Source organism: Holophaga foetida DSM 6591 (assembly GCF_000242615.2).
In the GTDB taxonomy this organism is placed as follows: Bacteria; Acidobacteriota; Holophagae; order Holophagales; family Holophagaceae; genus Holophaga; species Holophaga foetida.
In genome coordinates this window covers 57,151-77,128 of record NZ_KI912268.1, presented here as the reverse complement: position 1 = coordinate 77,128, position 19,978 = coordinate 57,151, and the positions used below count along the sequence as shown (strand labels likewise).

The following is a 19,978-nucleotide window of genomic DNA, read 5'->3' as shown; positions in this document are numbered from 1 at the left end:
ACCTGGCGTCCCCAAAAGTGGATCAGCAGGCGCGATTTCCCCATAGCCCTCGCCCAACTCCCCCGCCGCTCCGGGCTTGTTCAACACCGCATTTCATCGGTGGGGGCTCCGTCTACCTGAGGCAGCCTCGCCCACGCCCCACCGACGAAATGCTCACTGTTTCATGAAAACGCCGTGGGTGTTGGGCGAAATTTGTCGAACGGGCGGACTTGTGATGCCCCGGGGTCCGGCAGGTATGCATTTCCCCAGAGCCAGTCTAAGGCTTGACCGGCGAATGTAACAAGAGTGTGAATGCTAATTCGGGAATAAGCCTAGGCTTATGCCGGAGCACCAAAGTATGGTGCCCCGGCATTGTTTTTCAAGCATTTTCCGCGACCAAGCCCCTTCAAACCGGGACTCCACGACGGCTTCGACCTGCCCTCCAGAACGTTTTTTTGACCAACTACACAGCCTGACAATCAGGAAAAAAATATCAAATACAACCTTCTAGAGAACCGAGCGGGTGTCATAGGGGGCAGTGCGTCCCCCTTCAAACCGTGCGATCTCCGATTCGAACTGCTGGAGATAGCCCAGTTCATCCACGCCCATAAGCATGCAGCGCTTGGAGAAGGGATCCACTGGGAACTCGATGGCGGTGCCATCCGCCAGGGTCAGGGTCTGGGCTTCCAAGTCCACTTTCACCTCGGCGCCGCTCCCCTGCCCCACCAGCTTCGCATGGACCTCCGGGCTCACCTTGATGGGCAGAAGGCCGTTCTTCAGGGCATTGCCAAAGAAGATATCGGCGAAGGAGGTGGAAACCACCGCCCGGAAGCCGAAGTCCGTCAAGGCCCAGGGGGCGTGCTCCCGGGAACTGCCGCAACCAAAGTTGTCCCCGGCCACCAGGACCTGGGCTCCCCGGGCCACGCCCTGGTTGAGGGCGAAGTCGGGGCGGGGCTGGCCCGCGGCATCATAGCGCCAGTCGCTGAAGACGGCCTTGCCCAGGCCCTCCTTGGTCGTGGTCTTCAGGAATCGGGCGGGAATGATCTGGTCCGTGTCGATGTTGTCCACGGGCAGAACGGCGATGGGGGATTCAAACGGGGTGAAGGGATTCATGCGAAGCTCCGGGGATCGGCGACGGTGCCCGCCACGGCACTGGCGGCGGCAGTGAGGGGGCTGGCCAGGAGGGTGCGCCCCCCAGGCCCCTGACGGCCCTCGAAGTTCCGGTTGCTGGTGGCCACGCAGGTCTCACCCGGCTGGATCATGTCCCCGTTCATGGCCAGGCACATGGAGCAGCCGGGCTCACGCCACTCCGCGCCGGCCTCCACAAAGATGCGGTCCAGGCCCTCGGCCTCGGCCTCCTTCTTGACGACCTCGCTGCCGGGAACGATGAGGGTGCGGACCTTGGGGTTGACCTTGCGGCCCTTGAGGATGGAGGCCGCATCCCGAAGGTCCTCGATGCGGCCATTGGTGCAGCTTCCCACGAAGACCACGTCCACGGGACGGCCGAGAATGGGCTTGCCACCCTCCATCCCCATGTATTCCAGGGCCTTGATGAGCCCTTCGCGCTCCACACCCGACAGATTGGCGGGATCAGGGATGGCTGCGGTCACGGGAATGCCCATGGCAGGGTTGGTGCCGAAGGTGATCATGGGCTCCAGGGCGCTGCCATCCAGGGTCACGATTTCATCGAAGTGGGCCCCCTCGTCGGACACCAGGGTCTTCCACTTGGCGACGGCGGCGTCCCAGTCGGCGCCCTGGGGGGCGAAGCGGCGCCCCTTCAGGTATTCGAAGGTGACCTCGTCGGGAGCGATGAGACCGGAGCGGGCCCCGGCTTCAATCGTCATGTTGGAGATGGTCATGCGGCCTTCCATGGAAAGGCTGCGGATGGCTTCGCCACCGTATTCGATGACGGCACCGGTGCCGCCCCCCACGCCGATCTTGGCGATAAGGGCCAGGATGATGTCCTTGGCGGTGACGCCAGGGCGCAAGCGCCCCGTGACCTCGACCTTCATGTTCCTGCTGCGCTTCTGGAGCAGGCACTGGGTCGCCAGCACCATCTCGACTTGGCTGGTGCCGATGCCGAAGGCCAGGACACCGAAAGCGCCGTGGGTAGCCGTGTGGCTGTCGCCGCAGACCAGGGTCATGCCGGGCTGGACCAGACCCAGTTCCGGACTGAAGACATGCACCACACCCTGGTGGCCCGAACCGGGGCCGCAGAGAGGCACGCCGAACTCGCGGCAGTTGGTCCTGAGCTGCTCGATCTGCTTCGCCGCGATGGGATCGGTGATGGGCAGGGAGCGGTCCGTGGTGGGAATGCTGTGGTCGATGGTGGCAATGGTGCGGTCGGGACGGCGGACCTTGAGTCCCCGGGTCCGCAGGCCATCGAAGGCCTGGGGGCTGGTGACCTCATGGGCGAGGTGCAGATCGATGTAGAGAAGAGCCGGCTCGCCATCCCTTTGGGCGACGATGTGCTCGTCCCAGATCTTGTCATAAAGCGTTCTCAAAGCCATGGGGACCCCTTTTCTGGTCGTATTCAATCCTAGGGTCCCAGGATACCGGCTTCCAATTCATAATGGCTATGCTCGACATGCACGGGACGCATAATGGACATCAATCAGCTCGAAACCTTCCTGGTGGTCTGCGAGGAGCGGAACCTGAGCCGAGCCGCGGTCCGGCTCTTCCTAACCCAGCCCGCAGTGACCCGCCAGATCCAGAACCTGGAGGCCGCCCTGGGGTGCCGCCTCCTGGAACGCACCCCCAGGGGGGTGGCTCCCACGGTCCAGGGAGAGGAACTCCGGGCCAGAGGGGTGCGCATCCTGGAGGAACTCCGCAGCCTCCGGGAAATAGGCAAGGGGAGCGAGGGGATCAGCGGGGAATTGAATGTGGCCTGCTCGGATACCGTGGCCTGCCACTTCCTCGCTCCCATCCTGGGACGCTTTGCCCAGGAGTGCCCGCGGGTGAGGATCCACCTCGAGAACAGCGTGACCCCGGGAATCGTGAATCTGGTGGAACGGGGAGCCTGCGAACTGGGTTTCGTCCTCCTCCCGGTGAGGAACTCGCGCCTGGAGATCCACCCGGTCCTGAACTACCACCATGTGGCGGTCTTCGCTCCCCACGAAGAGCCGGATGGGGGCGGCCCCATGGAGCTGGCGACCATGTGCGCCATGCCCCTGGTGCTGCTCACCCGGGATACGGCCACCCGGCGGGCCTTCGACGAGATGGTGGCCTCCAAGGGCCTGATGCCCGCACGCGTATTGGATGTGGGCAACGTATCGGCCCAGAAGGCTCTGGTGCGCGTGGGCCTGGGCGCCGGCATCCTGCCGGACTACGCCATCGAGCCCAGGGACGGACTCACCACCCGCCCCATCCAGGGGGCCCACACCAAGACCCTGGCCTTCTGCCACCTCCGTACCCGCCCCCTGAGTCCACCGGCAGCGCGGCTGGTGGAAATGCTGAGTTGACCCCTACCTCGCCCCGACTTTATCCTGACGACCCGTCCCCTTGGAGTGCCTGATGGAAAGCCCCTGGATCTGCTCCATCTGCGGATACACCCACCCGGGAGGGCAGCCTCCGGCCCAGTGCCCGCTTTGCGGAGCCTCTTCAGATCACTTCGCCCCGGAGACGAAGCCCCCCCAACCCGAGGCCTCCGCCCCGGACACATGGCGTTGCCTCATCTGCGGGTACCGCCACCTGGGGCCTGAGGCCCCGGATCGTTGTCCGGTCTGCGCGGCGGGTCCAAAGGAATTCGAGCCCTGCGGTGCCATGGCAGAACCGAGCCTCGACGGCCAGAGTCTGGGTCCCATCGTGGTCATCGGCGGCGGCATCGCCGGACTCTCGGCGGTGGAGGCCATCCGGGAGGCGGCTCCTGATGTCCCCCTGACTTTTCTCTCCAGCGAGGAGGAAGCCCCCTACCACCGCCTCAACCTGACCCGCTACCTGGCGGGTGAGCTCACTCGGGAGGAGCTCTGCATCCACCCAGCCTCCTGGTTCGAGGAAAGGGGCATCCGGCTCCTGCTGGGCTGCGAAGCCATCCGCATCGACCGTGAAGCCCAGGTGGTCCACTGCTGCGATGGCTCCACCCACCCCTACCGCCGCCTGGTGCTGGCCTCCGGCGCACACGCCTTCACCCCACCCATGGACGGCCTCCAGCGGCGGCACGTTTTCACCCTGCGCCACCGAAAGGATGCCGACGCCATCCTGGCAGCCCTGAAGCCCGGAATGCGGGTGGCGGTGATCGGTGGCGGCATCCTGGGCCTGGAGGCCGCGGCGGCCCTGACCCGGCGTGGTGCCATGGTGACCGTCATCGAATCCGGTTCCCGCCTCCTCCCCAGGCAGCTTGATGCCGAGGGCAGCGCCCTGCTGGAGAAGTGGGCCCGAAGCCAGGGGATCACCTTCACAAAGGGTGGCCGGACAGAGGCGCTTCTCGGCGACGAGACCCTGGCCAGCCTGCGATTTGCGGATGGGAGCACCCTGGCGGCGGACATGGCCATCATCGCCGCCGGAGTCCGCTCCAACAGCTGGCTGGCCCGGGAGGCGGGACTCTCGGTGGATCAGGGGGTCGTGGTGGATGACCACCTCTGCAGCTCCGACCCCAGCATCCTGGCCGCCGGTGACGTGAGCATCCACCGCGGCGTCAGCTACGGCACCTGGGGTCCCGCCCAGGCCCAGGGACGCCTGGCTGGCCTCAATGCCCTGGATCGAGACATGCGGTTCGAGGGGCTCCCCAGGGCCAATATGCTCAAGGTCCTGGGGATCGATCTCTTCAGCATTGGCACCCTGGAAGCCCAGGACGGTGCCTCCGTGATCCTGAGTCACCGCGAGGGGGACAGCTACCAGGCCCTGCACCTCCGGGACGAGCGACTCGTGGGCGCCCTCCTGTTGGGGGACGCCTCCCTTTCCGCCCCCGCCAAGGCCGCCATCGAATCGAAACTTATCCTCCGCACCCCCGCAGCCGAGGGATTTTCTGCCGTGGCCACCGAGCTGCGTCAGCGGGGGTTTGGAAGGCCCTCCAAAAAAACATCCGTAACACCCCCGCCCCTGGGGGCAACACAAGAACAAGCGCCTCTACCCAGGCTTCACCCTAAACCCCTCCCATCAGGAGAATCCATGAAGACCTACATCTGCTCCATCTGCGGCTACACCCACGTCGGCGACGAGCCCCCCGCGAAGTGTCCCCAGTGTGGCGCCAGCGCTGACAAGTTCACCCTGAAGGCCGAAGGCCTCCGCGCCTGGGCCGACCAGCACCGCATCGGCGTGGCCCAGGGCCTTGACGCTGAAGTGGTACAGGGCCTCAAGGACAACTTCATGGGCGAGTGCACCGAGGTGGGCATGTACCTGGCCATGTCCCGTCAGGCCGACCGCGAGGGCTATCCCGAGGTGGCCGAGGCTTACAAGCGCATCGCTTACGAAGAGGCTGACCACGCCTCCCGCTTCGCCGAACTGCTGGGCGAAGTGGTCTTCCCCGACACCGCCAAGAACCTCACCCTCCGGGCCGATGCCGAGTGCGGCGCCACCGAGGGCAAGCTCAAGCTGGCCAAGCGCGCCAAGGAACTGGGCTACGATGCCATCCACGACACCGTCCACGAGATGTGCAAGGACGAAGCCCGCCACGGCTGCGCCTTCCAGGGCCTGCTGAACCGCTACTTCAACAAGTAGGACAAATCAGCGATAGCAAGGCCCGATGGATCAAACCCCATCGGGCCTTGGCGCGTACAATGGGCCCATGAGCAGATTGCCCGCCCTCATCACCCCTCTGATGGCCACCCCTGCGGCGGAGCCATGGGTCCACTTCTGCGCCCAGTGCATCGAGCGGGAGCGATCCTGCGTCCTGGTGACGGTGCTGGACGCCTCTCCAGGCGCTCCGTGCGAGAAGGGGGAGCACTTTGTCTACGACGGCGACGGTCACGGCCTCCTGCCCCGGGACAGTCACTTTTCCATCGCCCTGCACCGCTTGACCCAGACCGCCCTGGCAGAGGGCCCCGTTCTCCGGGTAGCCGTCCCGAGCACCAGTGGCGAAGCGTGGGTGAGCCTGGAGCCGTTTCATACGCATTCGCAAACAAAAGAATAAAATCCACCACCAAGACTCCAAGGGCACCAAGCGTCACCAAGAAAAGCCTGATGCGTTGACCAGGACACTCAGGCCTGGTTCCGGGAGGGACAGGCGGCGGAGGCACGCGGGCGTGCCATAGCCACCTGTCCCTCCCGGAACGCGTGCGGCTTCGCCGCGCGCCCCCGCACAGCGGGGCGGCCAGAGTGTCCAGCCCGGTAGAGCTTCGTTGGGATTGGCTGGCTTTCATACTCGCCCTGAGGCGTGAGCATGGTCCGTTGGTAAGCCCTTGGTGAATCCTTGGTGTCTTCCTATCTTGGTGGTGGAAGTGGCTTTTGAATCTTTACGATTGATGGCAAACGGGTATCAAGCCGCCCGGAAGGGCCTGCCCTGCCCCGCGAAATAGCGATAGGCCGAAACCTTGGAGAGGTCCGCCAGGGAGGGATGCCCGGCCATAGGTCCGAACTTCCGGGCATGGCTGACCAGGGTCTTCATGGTCCACCCTTCCGCCCTGTACCCATAGAAGGAGGGAGGCTGCTCCGCCAGGGCCAGCAGCCAGGCGATCGCCTCGCCAGGTCTCCCGGAACCGCAATTCCGCCCCCTACGCTCCTCCAGGGAGGCGACGACCCCCATGGACAGGGCCTGGTCGATGATGCGGATGACCCGAGGGCGGTTGATATGCAGGTATTTCACGATCATCGACACGCGGCTCCCCCCAGCGTAGGCGAGAAGCACCTTGGCCCTTGTGATGCGGGATTCTGTTTCGCGAGGCGAATAGGCTATCTCGATAAGCTGCTTGCGGGCCTTGTCGTCAAGAATCAAGGGCGCCCGCATGGAATGTCGTCCCATGTTTTGCTCCAGAACATTATCTGCGTATACAAATCCCGAAGGCGTCGGCATTGCGTGGGATGGGACAAGGTCCACCCCCCGACATCCGGCGTGAGAGTTCTCCGGCAGACGATCCGACAGCTAGGACGGAATCGAGCCTGAACCAGAGATGAATTGGATTATGCGTTCAATGAGGATCGTGGCGGCGCTCCGGGGTTGAAACCCGGAGCGCCCCTTCCGATTCAGACTAGACGAGCAGTGTCCCGAGGTTCCTGCTCTGGCCCAGTTCGACTTCCACGCGCTGGGAGCGGCGACCGTCCAGTTCGAGGTCCACAGCGTAGACACCGCTGCCCTCGGGCAGCCTGTCGAAGCGGAAATCCCCGAAGGCATCCGCCACCGCCTCGGCGATCTTATCCTTGCCACGGTAAAGGCTGGCCTTGGCCCCCTTGGCGCAGTCAAAGATTTCACCATTCTTCACGGCAGCGCTGCCAGCGATGAAGACCTTGTTGAAGCGGTAGAGGTTCTTGTAATAGACGTTGGGTTTGGTCCCCAGCTCCGGATGCAACTGCTCCAAGCCTTCCTCCTGGATCATGCGGGCCAGTTCACCATCCTCCAGCTTCACCACCTTCAAGGCACCGGCAAAGCAGGCCTGGGAGCAGCGGGTCTGCTTCCAGCCGTCATCCAGGAGATGGGCGCACATGGTGCACTTCTGGGGCACGCGCTTCTCTTCGTTCCAGTAGATGGCGCCATAGGGGCAGGACTTGGCCAGTTCCTGCCTGCCCTTGGCCTTCTCCTGATCGATGAGGACGATGCCATCCGGACGGCGGGTGATGGCCCCGCCGGAGGCCTTCACGCAGGGAGCATCCTGGCACTGCATGCAGGGCGTGGGACGGTAGGCCACATCGATCAGGGGGTACTGCCCCCGCTCGGTGCGGAGCACGTCCATCCAGCGGTGGCCATGCAGGGGCTGGGCGAGGGTGTAGCCCGGCCATTCGTTGTCAACATGCTCGTCCTTGCACGAGATGAGACAGTTGTTGCAATCCCAGCACTTGGAGACATCAATAATAAAATACCATTTACTCATGAGAAGCTCTCCTCACCATTCCACTTGCAGACCTCGAGCAAGGTCGAATTACACATGCCATGGGACTTCTTGATGATCATCCGGCTGGAGGTCAGGTTATTGATGCACCCTCCGCGGTCAACACTCTCGCCCGGCTTGCCCACGGGGGCATAGACCGCACAGGATTCGTAGGAGTGCACCACACCGGGTGGCAGGCGGTCGGTGACCTGGGCGGCGCAGACCACGGCACCGCGGTCATTGTAGAGCTTGATCAGGTCGTTGTCCTTGATCCCCCGGGCTGCCGCATCCTGGCTGTTGATGCGGGCCACCCAGTAGTACCAGCCGTCGACGAGCACGCGGTGGTCCTTGACATCGTTGATGACGCTATCCTTGCCATCCCCCATGGTGTGGAAGGAGAACTTGGGGTGGGGCGACATCAGCTGGAGCGGGTATTTCTTGAAGAGCTCCGTGGTGTTGGGCCCCTCCCAGGATTGGCGATACTTCATGACCGGCGGGCGCTCGGGATCATCGGGATCGAAGCGCTTGAGGCTGGATGATTCGAATTCGATCTTCCCGGTCTGGGTGCCAAGCCCCTTGCGGAAGCCGTCGGTATAGTCGCCCGGGAGCGGGGTGAGTTCCGGAGTGTCCTTGGGGCGCCCTTCGTAGAACCAGCGATAGGACACGGGATCCCGGCGATCCTCCGGCAGGGGCGGAACCACGTAGTAGCCACGCTTGAGGAACTTCTTCCAGGACATCTTGCGGGGCACATCGGTGGCGGCGAAGTAGCGCTTGCACCAGTCGAACTCAGATGACCCTTCGGTGAAGACAGAGGTGACGCCCAGGCGGTCAGCCAGTTCCTTGAAGATCTGGTAATCGGACTTGGACTCGCCCAGGGGTTCGATGGCCTTGTGCTGCATCACGATCACGCGATGATTGCTCTGGGTGAAGGAGTGCTGAATGTAGCCGCCGCAGTTGGCGTGCTCACCGATATCCCAGCGCTCGAAGTTGGTGCAGGCCGGCAGGATGATATCGGCGTACTTGGCCTCGCCCTCGAACCAGATGGACTGGTTCACCACGCACTCCAGGCTCTCGGAGCGGTACATCTTGGCGTAACGGTTGGTGTCCACCATGGTGCCGAAGTGGGAGCCGCCGTACTTGTAGTAGAGCGAAACCCGGGAATGCCCCGGTGAGGGATAGCCGTATTTGAAGAACTGGCCCTCAATGGTGCGGGGATCGGTCGGGTAGCCCTCGCACTGACCCTCCATGATGGCTTCGGGGATCTTGAGGCGGGGCACCATCTGCTGGACCGTGTTCATGGACGGGGTCTGGGGCATGCGCTGGTACATGTTGACCAGGGCGCCAGTCCCCTGGGTGTCGGCGGACATGCCGCCTTCGGAGTAGCCAGGCCAGAAGAAGCGGGTATCCACGGGCGTGCCCTGCTGGAGGCCGCCCATGTTGACGCCGGGCTTGCCCAGGCCCTGCATGCCCATGAGGTAGACCATGCCACGGGCCCAATCCGTGCCGGTGGACTGACGGCAGGCACCGCCAAAGGCGACGATGCCCCCGGAAGCCAGATAGGTGCGCTTGGTGCCCCACTCCCGAGCCAGGGCCCGGATGTCCTTGGCGGGGATGCCGGTCTCGGCCTCCTGCCACTCGGGGCTCTTGGGGATGCCGTCATCCTCGCCCAGGACGTGGGTCTTCCACTTGTCGAAGCCGTGGGTGCGGGTGGCGACGTATTCCTTGTCGTAGAGGTCCTCGGTGATCCAGACATAGGCGATGGCCAGGACCATGGCGTTGTCGGTGCCGGGCTTGGGCGCCAGCCACTTCCCGGGGAAGAGGGCGGCAGTGTGGTTGTAGTAGGGGTCGATGTGGACCACGGGGATATTCAGATCCTTGAGCCACTGGCGACGGATGGTGCCGTCACCGGCGCCGTAGACGCCACTGGTGGCCTCGGGATCGCTGGACCAGAACACCACCATCTCGGAGTTCTGCATGAGATCCTCGACGGTGTTGTAGGTCTCGCCGCCGCCGTTGTGGGCGGTCTGGCCCCAGTGGTGGGAGGCGCCCCAGTACCAGCCTTCCCAGCTGTCCGGGTTGTGGCCCACGGGGGTGAAGCCCAGGGTATTGAAGAAGCGCAGCCGGGCGCTGAGCCAGTAGCCGATGGCGCCCCAGGTGTGGTGGGAGCCGCTGCCATTGAGGATGGCGCCGGGACCATGGACCTGCTTGGCGTGCTTGATCTCCTTGGCCACGATGTCCAGGGCCTCATCCCAGGAGATGCGCTCATAGCCGGAAATGCCCCGATTCTGGGGGTTGCGTTCGCCATTGGGATCGAAGTCCACCCGTTTCATGGGGTACAGGAGACGATCCTTGGAATAGATCATGGACTTCCAGGCCAGGCCGTAGGGGCTGAGGGTGGCCTTCTTGGGGGGGCTGAACTTCTTGCCATGGGCGGTGATCACCCAGGGGTCGGCGTCCTCGTCATCGAAGTCCATGGGGGTGATGCGGATGATCTTGCCATCCTTCACGTAGACGAACACGGGACCGCCATTGGTACAGTTGGTGTAGCGGGTGACCCCCTTGCCCATGTCGACGCCAAAGTCGGCGCCGAGGTCCAGCATCATGTTCATGGTTTCGGAGAACCAGACCACGTTCTCATCGCTCCCCCGGGTCTCCATCTGGAAGGCCTTGACGGCGCTGATGAAGTCCATCTGGTCCTTGAAAGGGCTGAGGAAGCGTCCGGCAGTGGCGGCATCCTCGAAGGAAAGCACCAGATCAGGATTGGGATGGATCCCAGCCTTGGAGCTCACCTTTCCGTCCTGGAAGAAGAAGGTCCTTCCCTGGGAGTTGTCCCGGAGCTGAAATTGGGCAATCAGGTTCCTCTCGGCAAGCCGTTTCTGAAACGCGGGGTACCATTTGGCCGCCAAGCGCATGACCTTTTCCATGCCGTACAGCACAACGGAGAATTGGGTTTTATCTAACACCATAAGGGAGCCTCCTGCAGTTCATTACAAGTACGATTCAAAGCGCAGACAAGTTTCAAGTCCTAGTAGCCAGTGCCGTGCCAATGTGTATTAATTGAACCAAATCACCTTACAGCAGTAGTCCCTGGGGCCAATTGCGATATTAGGCAGTCTTCATTGCCATTTTTGGCAATAGAATGTAACGTTGCCAAATACGACACACCGCAGGAGAGCCCATGACAGAGCAGGATGAGTCCTTTTTCCGGAAAGTGACCCTGCAGGTATGCAGCAGCCTGGATATCGAGACCGCCATGCAGCGCACTTTCCCCTGCCTGGCAGCCTCCATGCCCCTTGAAGAGATGCGCCTCGACGTCTTCGATCAGCACCTGGGAGCCATCCGCCGCATCGCCCACGTCTCGACGGAAGGCATCGAGCCCGCCGGGGCGATCTTCCCCCTTCCCGAGGCCCTCTGGGACTGGTGGCAGGACCAGCGAGGACCGGTCATCGTGAGCTCCGAGCACGCCATCCTCCCCCCGGCCATGGGCAAGATCATGGATGTGGAGGGCTACTCCGAGATCATCGTGCCCCTCAGGATCGAAGAGAAGCTGTTCGGAACGCTGGTGCTCCGAGCCAAGGGCGAGGGATGGTACACCCCCGACCATGCCCAGCTCCTGGCATCCGTCTCCGACCCCTTCGCCATCGCTCTCTGGAATGCCCTGGCCCACCAGGAACTCCTCCGCCACAAGGACGAACTGCTCGACGACAAGCACTTCCTGAGCAGAGAAATGGCCCACACCACCACCAAGGACATCATCGGAGGCCATGGCGGCCTCCGGCATGTGGTGGAGATGGTGCGCCAGGTGGCTCCCCTCAGCAACACCGTGCTCATCATGGGCGAAACCGGCGTGGGCAAGGAGGTCATCGCCAGCGCCATCCATTACGCCTCTCCCCGCCGCGAAGGCCCCTTCATCAAGGTCAACTGCGGGGCGATCCCCGAAAGCCTCATCGACAGCGAACTCTTCGGCTATGAAAAGGGGGCCTTCACCGGCGCCACAAACTCAAACCGCGGGCGATTTGAGCGGGCAGAGGGGGGAACCCTGTTCCTGGATGAGATCGGCGAGCTTTCACCCCAGGCCCAGGTCCGCCTCCTGCGCGTGCTCCAGGCGCGGGAGATCGAGCGTGTGGGCGGCACCCGGACCATCAAGGTGGATGTCCGGGTGATCGCCGCGACCCATCGAAACCTGGAGCAGATGGTGTCTGAGCATCGCTTCCGAGAGGATCTCTGGTACCGCATCAATGTCTTCCCGATCATCGTGCCTCCGCTCAGACAGAGGAAGGAGGACATCCCGGCCCTGGTGCGCCACTTCGTCACCGTCAAGGGACGGGAGCTTGGCATGGCCGAGCCACCGTCCATCGCTCCCGGCGCCCTGGTCCGCCTCGGGGATTACGACTGGCTCGGAAATGTCCGAGAACTGGAGAACCTGGTGGAAAGAGAGCTGATCCGTCACCCCAAGGGCCCCCTGCTCTTCGACACCCTCCTGCCTGCCCCCTCCCGCCCAGGCATCCTTGACACCTCCCTCCAGGGCTCCATGAACCTCGACGAAGCCACGGCTCGACACATCGCCGCGGTGCTCCGTCATACTGGAGGCAAGATCCACGGGCCGGGCGGCGCCGCCGAGCTCCTGGGCATCAACGCCAGCACCCTGCGTAACCGGATGCAGAAGCTAGGCATCCCATATGGCCGGAAGTCGACTCCCCCAGGCGACTGAGGCCCCAGAAAGGAAGATCAGCATGAAGGTCATAGGTCTAGTCGGCTGGAGTGGAAGCGGAAAGACGACCCTTCTGGTGGAACTCCTGCCCCTTCTCAGAGCGGCCGGAATCAAGGTCTCCACCATGAAGCACGCCCACCACTATTTCGACGTGGACAAGCCGGGCAAGGATTCCCACCGCCACCGTGAGGCGGGAGCCTCGGAAGTCCTGCTGGTTTCCTCCGCCCGCTGGGTACTGATGCACGAGTCCCGAGAGGAGCCGGAGCCCTCCATCGAATCCCTGATCGAGCGCATGACCCCGGTGGATCTGCTCCTCATCGAAGGGTTCAAGACCCACCCCCACCCAAAAATCGAGATCCATCGCGCATCCGAAGGAAAACCGCTCGTCGGCCAGGAAGATTCCGACATCATTGCCGTCGCCAGTGATACCCTTCTTCCCAATCTGACGCTCCCCCTGCTGGACCTGAACACCCCCAAGACCATCGCCGATTTCATCCTCGCTTACACAGGCCTGGGAGAATCCCATGAACGTGCTCATCGTATATGCCCATGAGGAACCCCATTCCTTCAACGCGGCGTTGAAGAACACCGCCATTCGGCACTTCGAGAAGCTGGGACACAAGGTGGTGGTTTCCGACCTCTACCGGATGAAGTTCAAGGCCGTGGCAGACGGGGAGGATTTCCTGGAGCGGCGGAACAAGTATGTGCTGACACGACAGCACGAAGAGGCCAAGGCCCACGAACTGGGCACCCTCTCCCATGACATCCTGGTGGAGCAAAAGAAGGTCCAGGAGTGCGATCTCCTCATCCTCCAGTTCCCCCTCTGGTGGTTCTCCATGCCCGCGATCCTCAAGGGTTGGGTAGACCGGGTCATGACCCTGGGTTTCGCGTACGGAGATGACAAGTGGTACGACCGGGGAGGGCTCCAGGGACGCCGAGCCATGCTGTCCATCACCACCGGTGGACCAGAGCACTACTACCGTGAACGGGGGATCAATGGGGAACTCGAGCAGATCCTCTACCCCATCCACCACGGCATCCTCTTCTTCTGCGGATTTACCGTGCTCCCCCCCTTCGTGGCCTGGAGTCCGGCCCACATCGACAAGCCAACCCGCCACCACCTGATGGAAGCCTACGAGAAGCGATTGAGTGAAATCGAAGAGGAGGAGCCGCTCTCCTTCCACCCCCTGTCCCACTATGGTGAGGACCTTCGGCTCAGACAGGAGTTCACCCCATGACCCAATCCCCGGAGGAACTGCTGGAGTCCCTGCAGTGGCGCTACGCAACCAAGGTCTTTGACAAGACCCGCAAGCTCCAGGATTCCGATTGGGAAACCCTGAAACAGGCCCTGACCCTTTCCGCCAGTTCCTATGGCCTGCAGCCATACCGTTTCGTGATCCCCACCGCCCCCGAACTCAGGATGAAGCTGAGGGATGCATCCCGCGGCCAAGCCCAGGTCACAGATGCGAGTCACCTGGTCGTGTTCGCCGCCAGGAACGAGATCACCCCCCAGGACGTGGATCACTTCCTGGAGAGTCTGGCCGCTACCCGAGGCCTCCCCTTGGAAAAGCTTGAAGGATTCCGGGCCACCCTGACGGGAGACTTGGTGGAAGGCCCCCGCGCCACCATCGCCGGACACTGGGCCGCACGTCAGGCCTATCTCGCCCTGGGCAACCTCCTGGCCAGTGCCGCCATGCTTCGCATCGACGCCTGCCCCATGGAGGGATTCAGCCCCACCCAGTACGACGAGATCCTGGGATTGAGCGACTACCACACGGTCTGCATCTGCGCCCTGGGCTACCGCAGCCCAGAGGACGCCTATGCCCAGGCCTTGAAGTTCCGCTTTCCCGCTGAGGAGCTGTTCGTCATAAAATAGCCCCCTCTCACCACGGATTTCGCAGGTTCCCCAATCAGGGGCAGGAGGAAGGCTTGGACGTTCGCCACTTGAGCTATTTCGTAACCGTGGCGGAGTGCCCCAGCTTCACCGAAGCGGCCAAACAGCTGCAGGTTACACAGTCGGCCGTAAGCTACCAGATTGCGGAACTGGAGCGACGACTGGAGATGAAGCTCTTCATCCGGGACCGTCACTCGATCCACCTGACCCGGGCCGGGGAAATCCTGCTCGTCGAAGGCAGGAAGATCCTTCTGGACCTGGACGAGGCCGTGCAGAAGGCCAAGCGGGCGGACGACGGTGAAACAGGCACCTTGAAGGTGGGCTTCCTCGGCTCCATGGAACGCTTCCTGGCGGGCACCATGAAGCGTTTCCAGCAGAAGCACCCGGATATTGACCTCCAGGTCGAGAACCACAACATGCAGAACCTGGAGGAAGCCCTCGCCAGGGGAGCCATCGATATCGGCCTCACCATCGCAGTGGGCATGAAGATCTCGGATGAATACGAGTCCCGGGTACTCTTCCCCGATATCGCAGCGGTAGTCCTGGCCCAGGACCACCCCTTGGCCAGCCGAGCCTCCCTCAGCTTCACCGATATCAAGGACGAGCCCCTGGTCCTGATGACCCAGGAATCCGGCATGAGTGCGCGGGCTTGGCTCTTCGAACAATTCAAGCGAGTCGGCGCCAAGCCCAAAGTCGTCCTGGAAACCCCCAGCTTCGAGAATCTGCTCTTCCTGGTGGAAACCGGCAAGGGAATCACCGTCCTCTCCCGGCACATCATGAAGTTCTACACCAACCACCAGGTCCAGGTATTGGACATGGTCGGGGAAGATGTGGACTGCAGCGGCATCGCCCTGTGGAAGAAGGCCCTGGACAATCCCACGGCCCCCCACTTCCTTGCAGAGCTTGAAATCAAGTAATTACTGAAGCTTGGCGTTAGGAATTCGGGCCTCCAGAAGATTCCCGATGGACTTCTCGAAGGCGGTGACGGCCTTGGCATAGCTGATCTGACTCTGGACCTCCGTGGCCTTGGCGCTATCCAGATCGTTCTGCTTGGAAAGCACCAGGAAGTTGGTGCTCATGCCGTTATCAAACTTCTTCTGCTCCGCATCCAAGTCCTTCTCCCGATAGACCCTCGTCTTTTCCGAGGCCTTCACGGTCTTCTCGGCGGCCTCGACATTGCGGATGGTCTGGCGCACTTCCAGAATGATGGCCAGTTCCTGATCGCGACGACTCAGCTCACTGCTGCGGGCGCTGGCCCTGGCCTGGGAGAGGGCTCCCTTGGCCGCATGATTGGCCAGAGACATGGAAAACTGCAGCCCCACAATGTATCCAGGATTCTTCATGCCCGTAAGATCCGCATTGACTGGCCCGATGGAGCCGTAGTTGTCCGAGCCCCCGCTATAGGTTGCGAAGGCGTCGAGCTGGGGCTTGGTCCGATTGAGGGCGGCCCGTTCCAGGACCTGCTTGGATTCCAGATCCAGTTGGGCGCTCTTGAGTTCCACCCTGCGCTCCAGGGCCATCTTGATGGCGCTGGCCTCATCCAGGGAAAGGTGCCCCAGGGTGGGTGCATCCGTGGGCTCGACATTGCCCGGACGCTCGCCCTGGGGGTAAAGCATACGGATGAGCGCGTCTTTGGCATTCAGGACCTGGACCTCGGCGGAAATGATCTCCTGCTCCCGCAACGCCACGGTAGCCTCAGCGGAGGTCACTTCGATGGGAGCCAGGGTCCCAACCTCCACCCTGATCCGGTTTTCCTTGAGCTGCTTCTGGGCCAAGGCGAGGGCCTGCTGCTTGTTCTCCAGGTTGCGGAGGGCGTATACCACATCCCAGTAGGCCGATTCCGTAGAAGCCACCAGGTCGATGATGGCCTTTTGATAGGCGTAGTCGGCAATCAGGGTGCCCTTCTGGGCCACGATCAGATTCGCCCCGGTCACATCGCGACCAAAACCCTTCAGAAGGCTTTGGGTGTAGGTGGCGCTGAAGGTTCCGCTATACGGGACGGAGCTGGAGAAAGAATCAGTGCTGCCACCGTAGGTATACACCCCACTCGTATTTGAATAGGAGGGGCTGTAGCTGGCGGAAAAGCTGCCGCCCCACTCGAAGGGCTTGCTGATCCCGGCGGTGAAGGCGTGGCTGTTTGTCGTGGACTCGGTGGTGGCAAGGATGTTCTGGGTCTTGGAGGCAAGGGAAGTGGAAGTGCTTTCGATGTGGCTCAGGCTCAAACTGCCCGTGAGGTTCCAATCAAAGGCCCCCCGCGCGATGAGTTCGTTGGCGGCACCGCTGAACTCCCGGGTCTCCTTGGCAATCTGCACCTGGAGGTTGTTCAGGAGGGAGGCATGGATGGCATCCCTGAGGGAGAGGGGGGCTGGCTCTCCTGCTACTAGGCCACAGCAGATCAGAGCCATAGAAGTCATGCGAACAGGAGGCATTGCCACTCCTTGTAGAGAAATCGACATCGTCCAACCAGATGAATCTGCAACAAAGCTACCGAGGCGTTCAGAGCCCCCAAGGTTGAGAGCATGTTTTCAATTAGAGGATGATTCCCTCCCAGCGAGAAGGCAATAGGCTATTTCATCGCACGTTGAAACCAATCACTCTTTCCTTCCAGAACGACGGATCCATGGATAGATTCAAAAAGCCTCCATCATTCCGCAAACACGAAAACTCGCCCCCACCAAAAGGGGTTGCCTCACAGTAATAACGATTGGGGCTTGGAAAAAGCACGTGTTACACTTGGGGTCAACTGGGCGGTACTTCTGAATCACAATTATGAAAAAATTAGATCCCACAATCGAAAATGAATCTGAAAGCTCCGGAATACGGGTGATCGCCCGGGCAGCGGATGTTCTTCTGGCCCTGAGCAATCATCCGGATGGCCTGTCCCTGCGGGAGATCTCCCAGTACGTGAAGCTGCCCCGATCTACGGTCCAGCGGATCGTCAACTCCCTGGAAGAGGCCAATCTGGTGATCGCCGCCTCCCCCACCAGCGGATTCAGACTGGGGCCGACCTTGACGCTACTCGCCGAGGCGGTGCGTCCCTTCGATATCGCCAGGATGGCACGCCCGCTCATCGTGCAGCTGTCCACTGAAACAGGGGAGACCGTCGACCTTTCGATCCTCTCCCACGGCAAGGCTGTGGTTGTCGACCAGATTTCCGGCCTCCACCCTCTTCAGGCCGTCTCGACCATCGGCACGTCTCTGCCCTTGCATGGCACATCCATCGGGAAGTCCCTCCTGGCAGCACTTCCCGAGAAGGACCTGGATGCGCTGCGCTCCCAGATCCAGCTCAAACCATTGACGAAGAATACCGTTGTCAGCTGGGACCAGCTCTCTCTCGAACTGGATATGATCCGGGAGACAGGCTTGGCTTTCGACCAGGAAGAATACATGATCGGCATCTCTTCGGTGGCGACGGTCCTGCGCGGACCCGGCGGAGAATTGGCCGCAGTTTCCCTGCCCGTGCCTACCGAACGCTACCGCACCAAGGAAAAGCAGCTCGTCGAGGCCTTGGTGACCCGAACCCAGAACTTCCAGCGGCGACTCTGAGCTGAAGCCACCGTCAACCGTACCCTTCGGCTTTGATCCCATCAGAACCGTTAGCGCTCCTCAAGAAAGAGGAACGCTAACGATCTGATCAGGGCATAGCCGGACGTGAGTCCCGAGAAGAATCCTACTGGAGCGGGAAGACCGGCTTTCCCGTCTTGGGCCAGAAGTCGTGGTTGGAGTAGACGACCTTGATTTCCCACTTCTGGGCATTGTCAGTCTTGAACCACTGGCCGAAAACGATGGGCACATGGCTGAAGTGGTTCTCGTCGAACTTCACGCGCTGACGCATGCTAGGCATGTCCGTGGTGGCCAGGGCGGCATTCACCTTCTCCGGATCCAGGGAACCGGCCCTCTCGATGGCGTTCACCAGCACCTGGACGCTGGCATAGCCAGGAGCGATGGCGGGGTAGACCGGACGCTTGGTCTCCTTGACCCACCGATCAGCAAGGGTCTTCCCAGTCGTCCCGTCGAAACCCACAGCTCCACCCATGGAAGGATCCCACCAGATCTCGGTGCTCACACCCAAGGGCAGATCGCCACCCCAGGCGTTGACATCCTGATAGAACATGGCGCCGCGGCCGATGGAGACCATCTTGGGATTGAAGCCCATGCCCTTCGCCTGCTTCCAGAGCGACCCGAAGAAGGGACCGGGGCAGTTGCCCCATAGGATATCGACTCCGGCATCCTTCCACTCCTTGATGATGGAGGAGAAATCCGTCGTCTCAAGCGGCACCAACCCGACCTTCCGGTCCAGACCCACAACGGTGTATCCCAGCTTCGAGAGAGCGGGGCCGAACAGGGTGTACCACCCGCGTCCATCGGGTTCATCCGAGCAGATCAATCCGATCTTTTTGTTGGTCTGCGGGCCGAACTGATCCAGCATGCCGGTCCAGGTGCTGAAGATCGTGTAGCCCGCCTTGTCGGCACGGAAATCCCCAGCCTTGACGGGAGTATTGATGGAGAAACCACCCACACCCCATGAGTACTGCCACTTGGTGGGCGATTCGGACTTCATGCCCATCCAGGGCTCGAAGGGACCAACCGAAGCGATGTAGGGAACCTTGTAGCGGTCCGCGGCCTGGGAGATCCCGGCGTGCATCGGAGGAGGCGCATCTCCGGCCACGATGAACTTGACGTTGTCCTGAAGAATCAGGCTTTCCGCCAAGGCTCCAGCCTTGTTGGGATCACTCTCATCGTTAACGGAGATGAGCTTGATGGGAATGCGGGTATCGCCCACCTTGACCCCACCCAGCTTATTGATGTCCTCGACGGCTGCCTTGACCCCGAACAGGCCACCCTCGCCAAAGGAAGCGTACATCCCGGTGGTCGGATTGATGGTCCCCACCAGGATTTGCTGAGTGGGCTTCTTGTCACAACCGGCAAGAACCATCATGAAGGCAGATGCCATCGAAAGACCAGCTATAAAATGATGTTTAAAGAATAGGTTAGTAATATTTTTTTTCATTTTAAATACACCTCAAGACTATCCAATCTTAATGATCTATCAATTTATATCGCGAGATACAAATGACCACATTTATGGAGGTGGAGCCCTTAGAATCAGGTCGCCACGCGGGTTACGCCGTTGCATAAGCACCTCACGATTCCGTCTCTTCAGCATCACGATCCGATACATCGGTACCGCTATGCGATTCACAATAAAGCAAGGACCCAACGTAACGAACCCATTCCGGTGCGTCAAGCCCCAATTTCGCAAAAAAACGAGAGAGCATTATCCGGAAAGAGGCGATATAGCACGGTTGAACGAAGCCGCTCCGCGGCGGGGGTGGCGCCGTGTGGCGGGCCCGCGCAGTAAGAAAGCTAGCAATTCCATGTAAATGAAGGCTCCTTGGTCATCGCGATGTTGACGCATCGCCAGACGACTGTCAAGCG

Annotated in this window: 16 protein-coding genes and 1 pseudogene; 10 read left to right on the top strand and 7 right to left on the bottom strand. The window is 61.7% G+C overall.

Going from position 1 to position 19,978, the window contains the following annotated elements:
• Positions 1 to 486 precede the first annotated feature (486 nt).
• The gene (gene leuD, locus HOLFODRAFT_RS0200380) at positions 487 to 1,092 is read right to left on the bottom strand and encodes a 3-isopropylmalate dehydratase small subunit (RefSeq protein ID WP_005037588.1); all 606 of its coding nucleotides are present in this window, start codon (positions 1,090 to 1,092) and stop codon (positions 487 to 489) included.
• A complete protein-coding gene (gene leuC / locus HOLFODRAFT_RS0200375; RefSeq protein WP_005037591.1) occupies positions 1,089 to 2,489 on the bottom strand; it encodes a 3-isopropylmalate dehydratase large subunit in 1,401 nt (466 codons plus the stop codon). The genes leuD and leuC overlap by 4 nt, the downstream gene beginning before the upstream one ends.
• Positions 2,490 to 2,582: 93 nt before the next feature.
• Between leuC and HOLFODRAFT_RS0200370 the strand changes: the two genes are divergently transcribed.
• The 4 genes and pseudogenes from HOLFODRAFT_RS0200370 (at position 2,583) to HOLFODRAFT_RS0200355 (ending at position 6,046) form a co-directional block, all read left to right on the top strand.
• The gene (locus HOLFODRAFT_RS0200370; RefSeq protein ID WP_005037595.1) at positions 2,583 to 3,440 is read left to right on the top strand and encodes a LysR family transcriptional regulator; all 858 of its coding nucleotides are present in this window, start codon (positions 2,583 to 2,585) and stop codon (positions 3,438 to 3,440) included.
• A gap of 52 nt (positions 3,441 to 3,492) precedes the next feature.
• A pseudogene (locus tag HOLFODRAFT_RS25450) lies at positions 3,493 to 4,896 on the top strand (FAD-dependent oxidoreductase); the annotation flags it as partial.
• A 189-nt stretch (positions 4,897 to 5,085) separates the two neighbouring features.
• Positions 5,086 to 5,634, top strand: coding sequence for an NADH peroxidase (locus HOLFODRAFT_RS25660; protein WP_026939382.1), 549 nt, complete (start codon positions 5,086 to 5,088; stop codon positions 5,632 to 5,634).
• A 67-nt stretch (positions 5,635 to 5,701) separates the two neighbouring features.
• The gene (locus tag HOLFODRAFT_RS0200355) at positions 5,702 to 6,046 is read left to right on the top strand and encodes a hypothetical protein (RefSeq protein ID WP_005037599.1); all 345 of its coding nucleotides are present in this window, start codon (positions 5,702 to 5,704) and stop codon (positions 6,044 to 6,046) included.
• Positions 6,047 to 6,391: 345 nt separating this feature from the next.
• Here the strand turns inward: HOLFODRAFT_RS0200355 and HOLFODRAFT_RS0200350 are convergent, their stop codons facing one another.
• The 3 genes from HOLFODRAFT_RS0200350 to HOLFODRAFT_RS0200340 form a co-directional block, all read right to left on the bottom strand.
• The gene (locus HOLFODRAFT_RS0200350) at positions 6,392 to 6,874 is read right to left on the bottom strand and encodes a hypothetical protein (RefSeq protein ID WP_005037601.1); all 483 of its coding nucleotides are present in this window, start codon (positions 6,872 to 6,874) and stop codon (positions 6,392 to 6,394) included.
• 226 nt (positions 6,875 to 7,100) lie between these two features.
• Positions 7,101 to 7,937, bottom strand: coding sequence for a 4Fe-4S dicluster domain-containing protein (locus HOLFODRAFT_RS0200345; RefSeq protein WP_005037602.1), 837 nt, complete (start codon positions 7,935 to 7,937; stop codon positions 7,101 to 7,103).
• A complete protein-coding gene (locus HOLFODRAFT_RS0200340) occupies positions 7,934 to 10,900 on the bottom strand; it encodes a molybdopterin-dependent oxidoreductase (protein WP_005037604.1) in 2,967 nt (988 codons plus the stop codon). The genes HOLFODRAFT_RS0200345 and HOLFODRAFT_RS0200340 overlap by 4 nt, the downstream gene beginning before the upstream one ends.
• A 212-nt stretch (positions 10,901 to 11,112) precedes the next feature.
• Between HOLFODRAFT_RS0200340 and HOLFODRAFT_RS0200335 the strand changes: the two genes are divergently transcribed.
• From HOLFODRAFT_RS0200335 to HOLFODRAFT_RS0200315, 5 genes are read left to right on the top strand one after another with little or no spacing between them, the layout of a single operon-like run.
• Positions 11,113 to 12,645: a sigma 54-interacting transcriptional regulator gene (locus tag HOLFODRAFT_RS0200335; RefSeq protein ID WP_005037606.1), complete on the top strand. Its 1,533-nt coding sequence runs from the start codon at positions 11,113 to 11,115 to the stop codon at positions 12,643 to 12,645.
• Between the two features lie 22 nt (positions 12,646 to 12,667).
• The gene (gene mobB, locus HOLFODRAFT_RS0200330; RefSeq protein WP_005037607.1) at positions 12,668 to 13,198 is read left to right on the top strand and encodes a molybdopterin-guanine dinucleotide biosynthesis protein B; all 531 of its coding nucleotides are present in this window, start codon (positions 12,668 to 12,670) and stop codon (positions 13,196 to 13,198) included.
• The gene (locus HOLFODRAFT_RS0200325) at positions 13,170 to 13,883 is read left to right on the top strand and encodes an NAD(P)H-dependent oxidoreductase (RefSeq protein WP_005037610.1); all 714 of its coding nucleotides are present in this window, start codon (positions 13,170 to 13,172) and stop codon (positions 13,881 to 13,883) included. The genes mobB and HOLFODRAFT_RS0200325 overlap by 29 nt, the downstream gene beginning before the upstream one ends.
• Positions 13,880 to 14,521 (top strand): NAD(P)H-dependent oxidoreductase, encoded by a 642-nt coding sequence (locus HOLFODRAFT_RS0200320; protein WP_005037612.1) that lies wholly within the window; start codon positions 13,880 to 13,882, stop codon positions 14,519 to 14,521. The genes HOLFODRAFT_RS0200325 and HOLFODRAFT_RS0200320 overlap by 4 nt, the downstream gene beginning before the upstream one ends.
• A 53-nt stretch (positions 14,522 to 14,574) precedes the next feature.
• On the top strand, positions 14,575 to 15,456 hold the full coding sequence (locus HOLFODRAFT_RS0200315; protein WP_005037614.1) for a LysR family transcriptional regulator: 882 nt from the start codon (positions 14,575 to 14,577) through the stop codon (positions 15,454 to 15,456).
• Here the strand turns inward: HOLFODRAFT_RS0200315 and HOLFODRAFT_RS0200310 are convergent, their stop codons facing one another.
• Positions 15,457 to 16,968: a TolC family protein gene (locus HOLFODRAFT_RS0200310; protein WP_005037616.1), complete on the bottom strand. Its 1,512-nt coding sequence runs from the start codon at positions 16,966 to 16,968 to the stop codon at positions 15,457 to 15,459. It lies immediately after the preceding gene.
• 394 nt (positions 16,969 to 17,362) lie between these two features.
• On the opposite strand from HOLFODRAFT_RS0200310, the gene HOLFODRAFT_RS0200305 reads away from it, so the two are divergent.
• Entirely contained in the window at positions 17,363 to 18,085 is a 723-nt protein-coding gene (locus tag HOLFODRAFT_RS0200305; protein WP_005037617.1) for an IclR family transcriptional regulator, read from the top strand.
• A gap of 124 nt (positions 18,086 to 18,209) precedes the next feature.
• Here the strand turns inward: HOLFODRAFT_RS0200305 and HOLFODRAFT_RS0200300 are convergent, their stop codons facing one another.
• Positions 18,210 to 19,478: an ABC transporter substrate-binding protein gene (locus HOLFODRAFT_RS0200300; RefSeq protein WP_244432582.1), complete on the bottom strand. Its 1,269-nt coding sequence runs from the start codon at positions 19,476 to 19,478 to the stop codon at positions 18,210 to 18,212.
• Positions 19,479 to 19,978: the final 500 nt, after the last annotated feature.

Excerpts from the sequence above, each read along its gene's own strand:
- leuD (WP_005037588.1), bottom strand. The coding sequence starts at position 1,092 with ATGAATCCCTTCACCCCGTTTGAATCCCCCATCGCCGTTCTGCCCGTG.
- leuC (WP_005037591.1), bottom strand. The coding sequence starts at position 2,489 with ATGGCTTTGAGAACGCTTTATGACAAGATCTGGGACGAGCACATCGTC.
- HOLFODRAFT_RS0200370 (WP_005037595.1), top strand. The coding sequence starts at position 2,583 with ATGGACATCAATCAGCTCGAAACCTTCCTGGTGGTCTGCGAGGAGCGG.
- HOLFODRAFT_RS25660 (WP_026939382.1), top strand. The coding sequence starts at position 5,086 with ATGAAGACCTACATCTGCTCCATCTGCGGCTACACCCACGTCGGCGAC.
- HOLFODRAFT_RS0200355 (WP_005037599.1), top strand. The coding sequence starts at position 5,702 with ATGAGCAGATTGCCCGCCCTCATCACCCCTCTGATGGCCACCCCTGCG.
- HOLFODRAFT_RS0200350 (WP_005037601.1), bottom strand. The coding sequence starts at position 6,874 with ATGGGACGACATTCCATGCGGGCGCCCTTGATTCTTGACGACAAGGCC.
- HOLFODRAFT_RS0200345 (WP_005037602.1), bottom strand. The coding sequence starts at position 7,937 with ATGAGTAAATGGTATTTTATTATTGATGTCTCCAAGTGCTGGGATTGC.
- HOLFODRAFT_RS0200340 (WP_005037604.1), bottom strand. The coding sequence starts at position 10,900 with ATGGTGTTAGATAAAACCCAATTCTCCGTTGTGCTGTACGGCATGGAA.
- HOLFODRAFT_RS0200335 (WP_005037606.1), top strand. The coding sequence starts at position 11,113 with ATGACAGAGCAGGATGAGTCCTTTTTCCGGAAAGTGACCCTGCAGGTA.
- mobB (WP_005037607.1), top strand. The coding sequence starts at position 12,668 with ATGAAGGTCATAGGTCTAGTCGGCTGGAGTGGAAGCGGAAAGACGACC.
- HOLFODRAFT_RS0200325 (WP_005037610.1), top strand. The coding sequence starts at position 13,170 with ATGAACGTGCTCATCGTATATGCCCATGAGGAACCCCATTCCTTCAAC.
- HOLFODRAFT_RS0200320 (WP_005037612.1), top strand. The coding sequence starts at position 13,880 with ATGACCCAATCCCCGGAGGAACTGCTGGAGTCCCTGCAGTGGCGCTAC.
- HOLFODRAFT_RS0200310 (WP_005037616.1), bottom strand. The coding sequence starts at position 16,968 with ATGCCTCCTGTTCGCATGACTTCTATGGCTCTGATCTGCTGTGGCCTA.
- HOLFODRAFT_RS0200300 (WP_244432582.1), bottom strand. The coding sequence starts at position 19,478 with ATGATGGTTCTTGCCGGTTGTGACAAGAAGCCCACTCAGCAAATCCTG.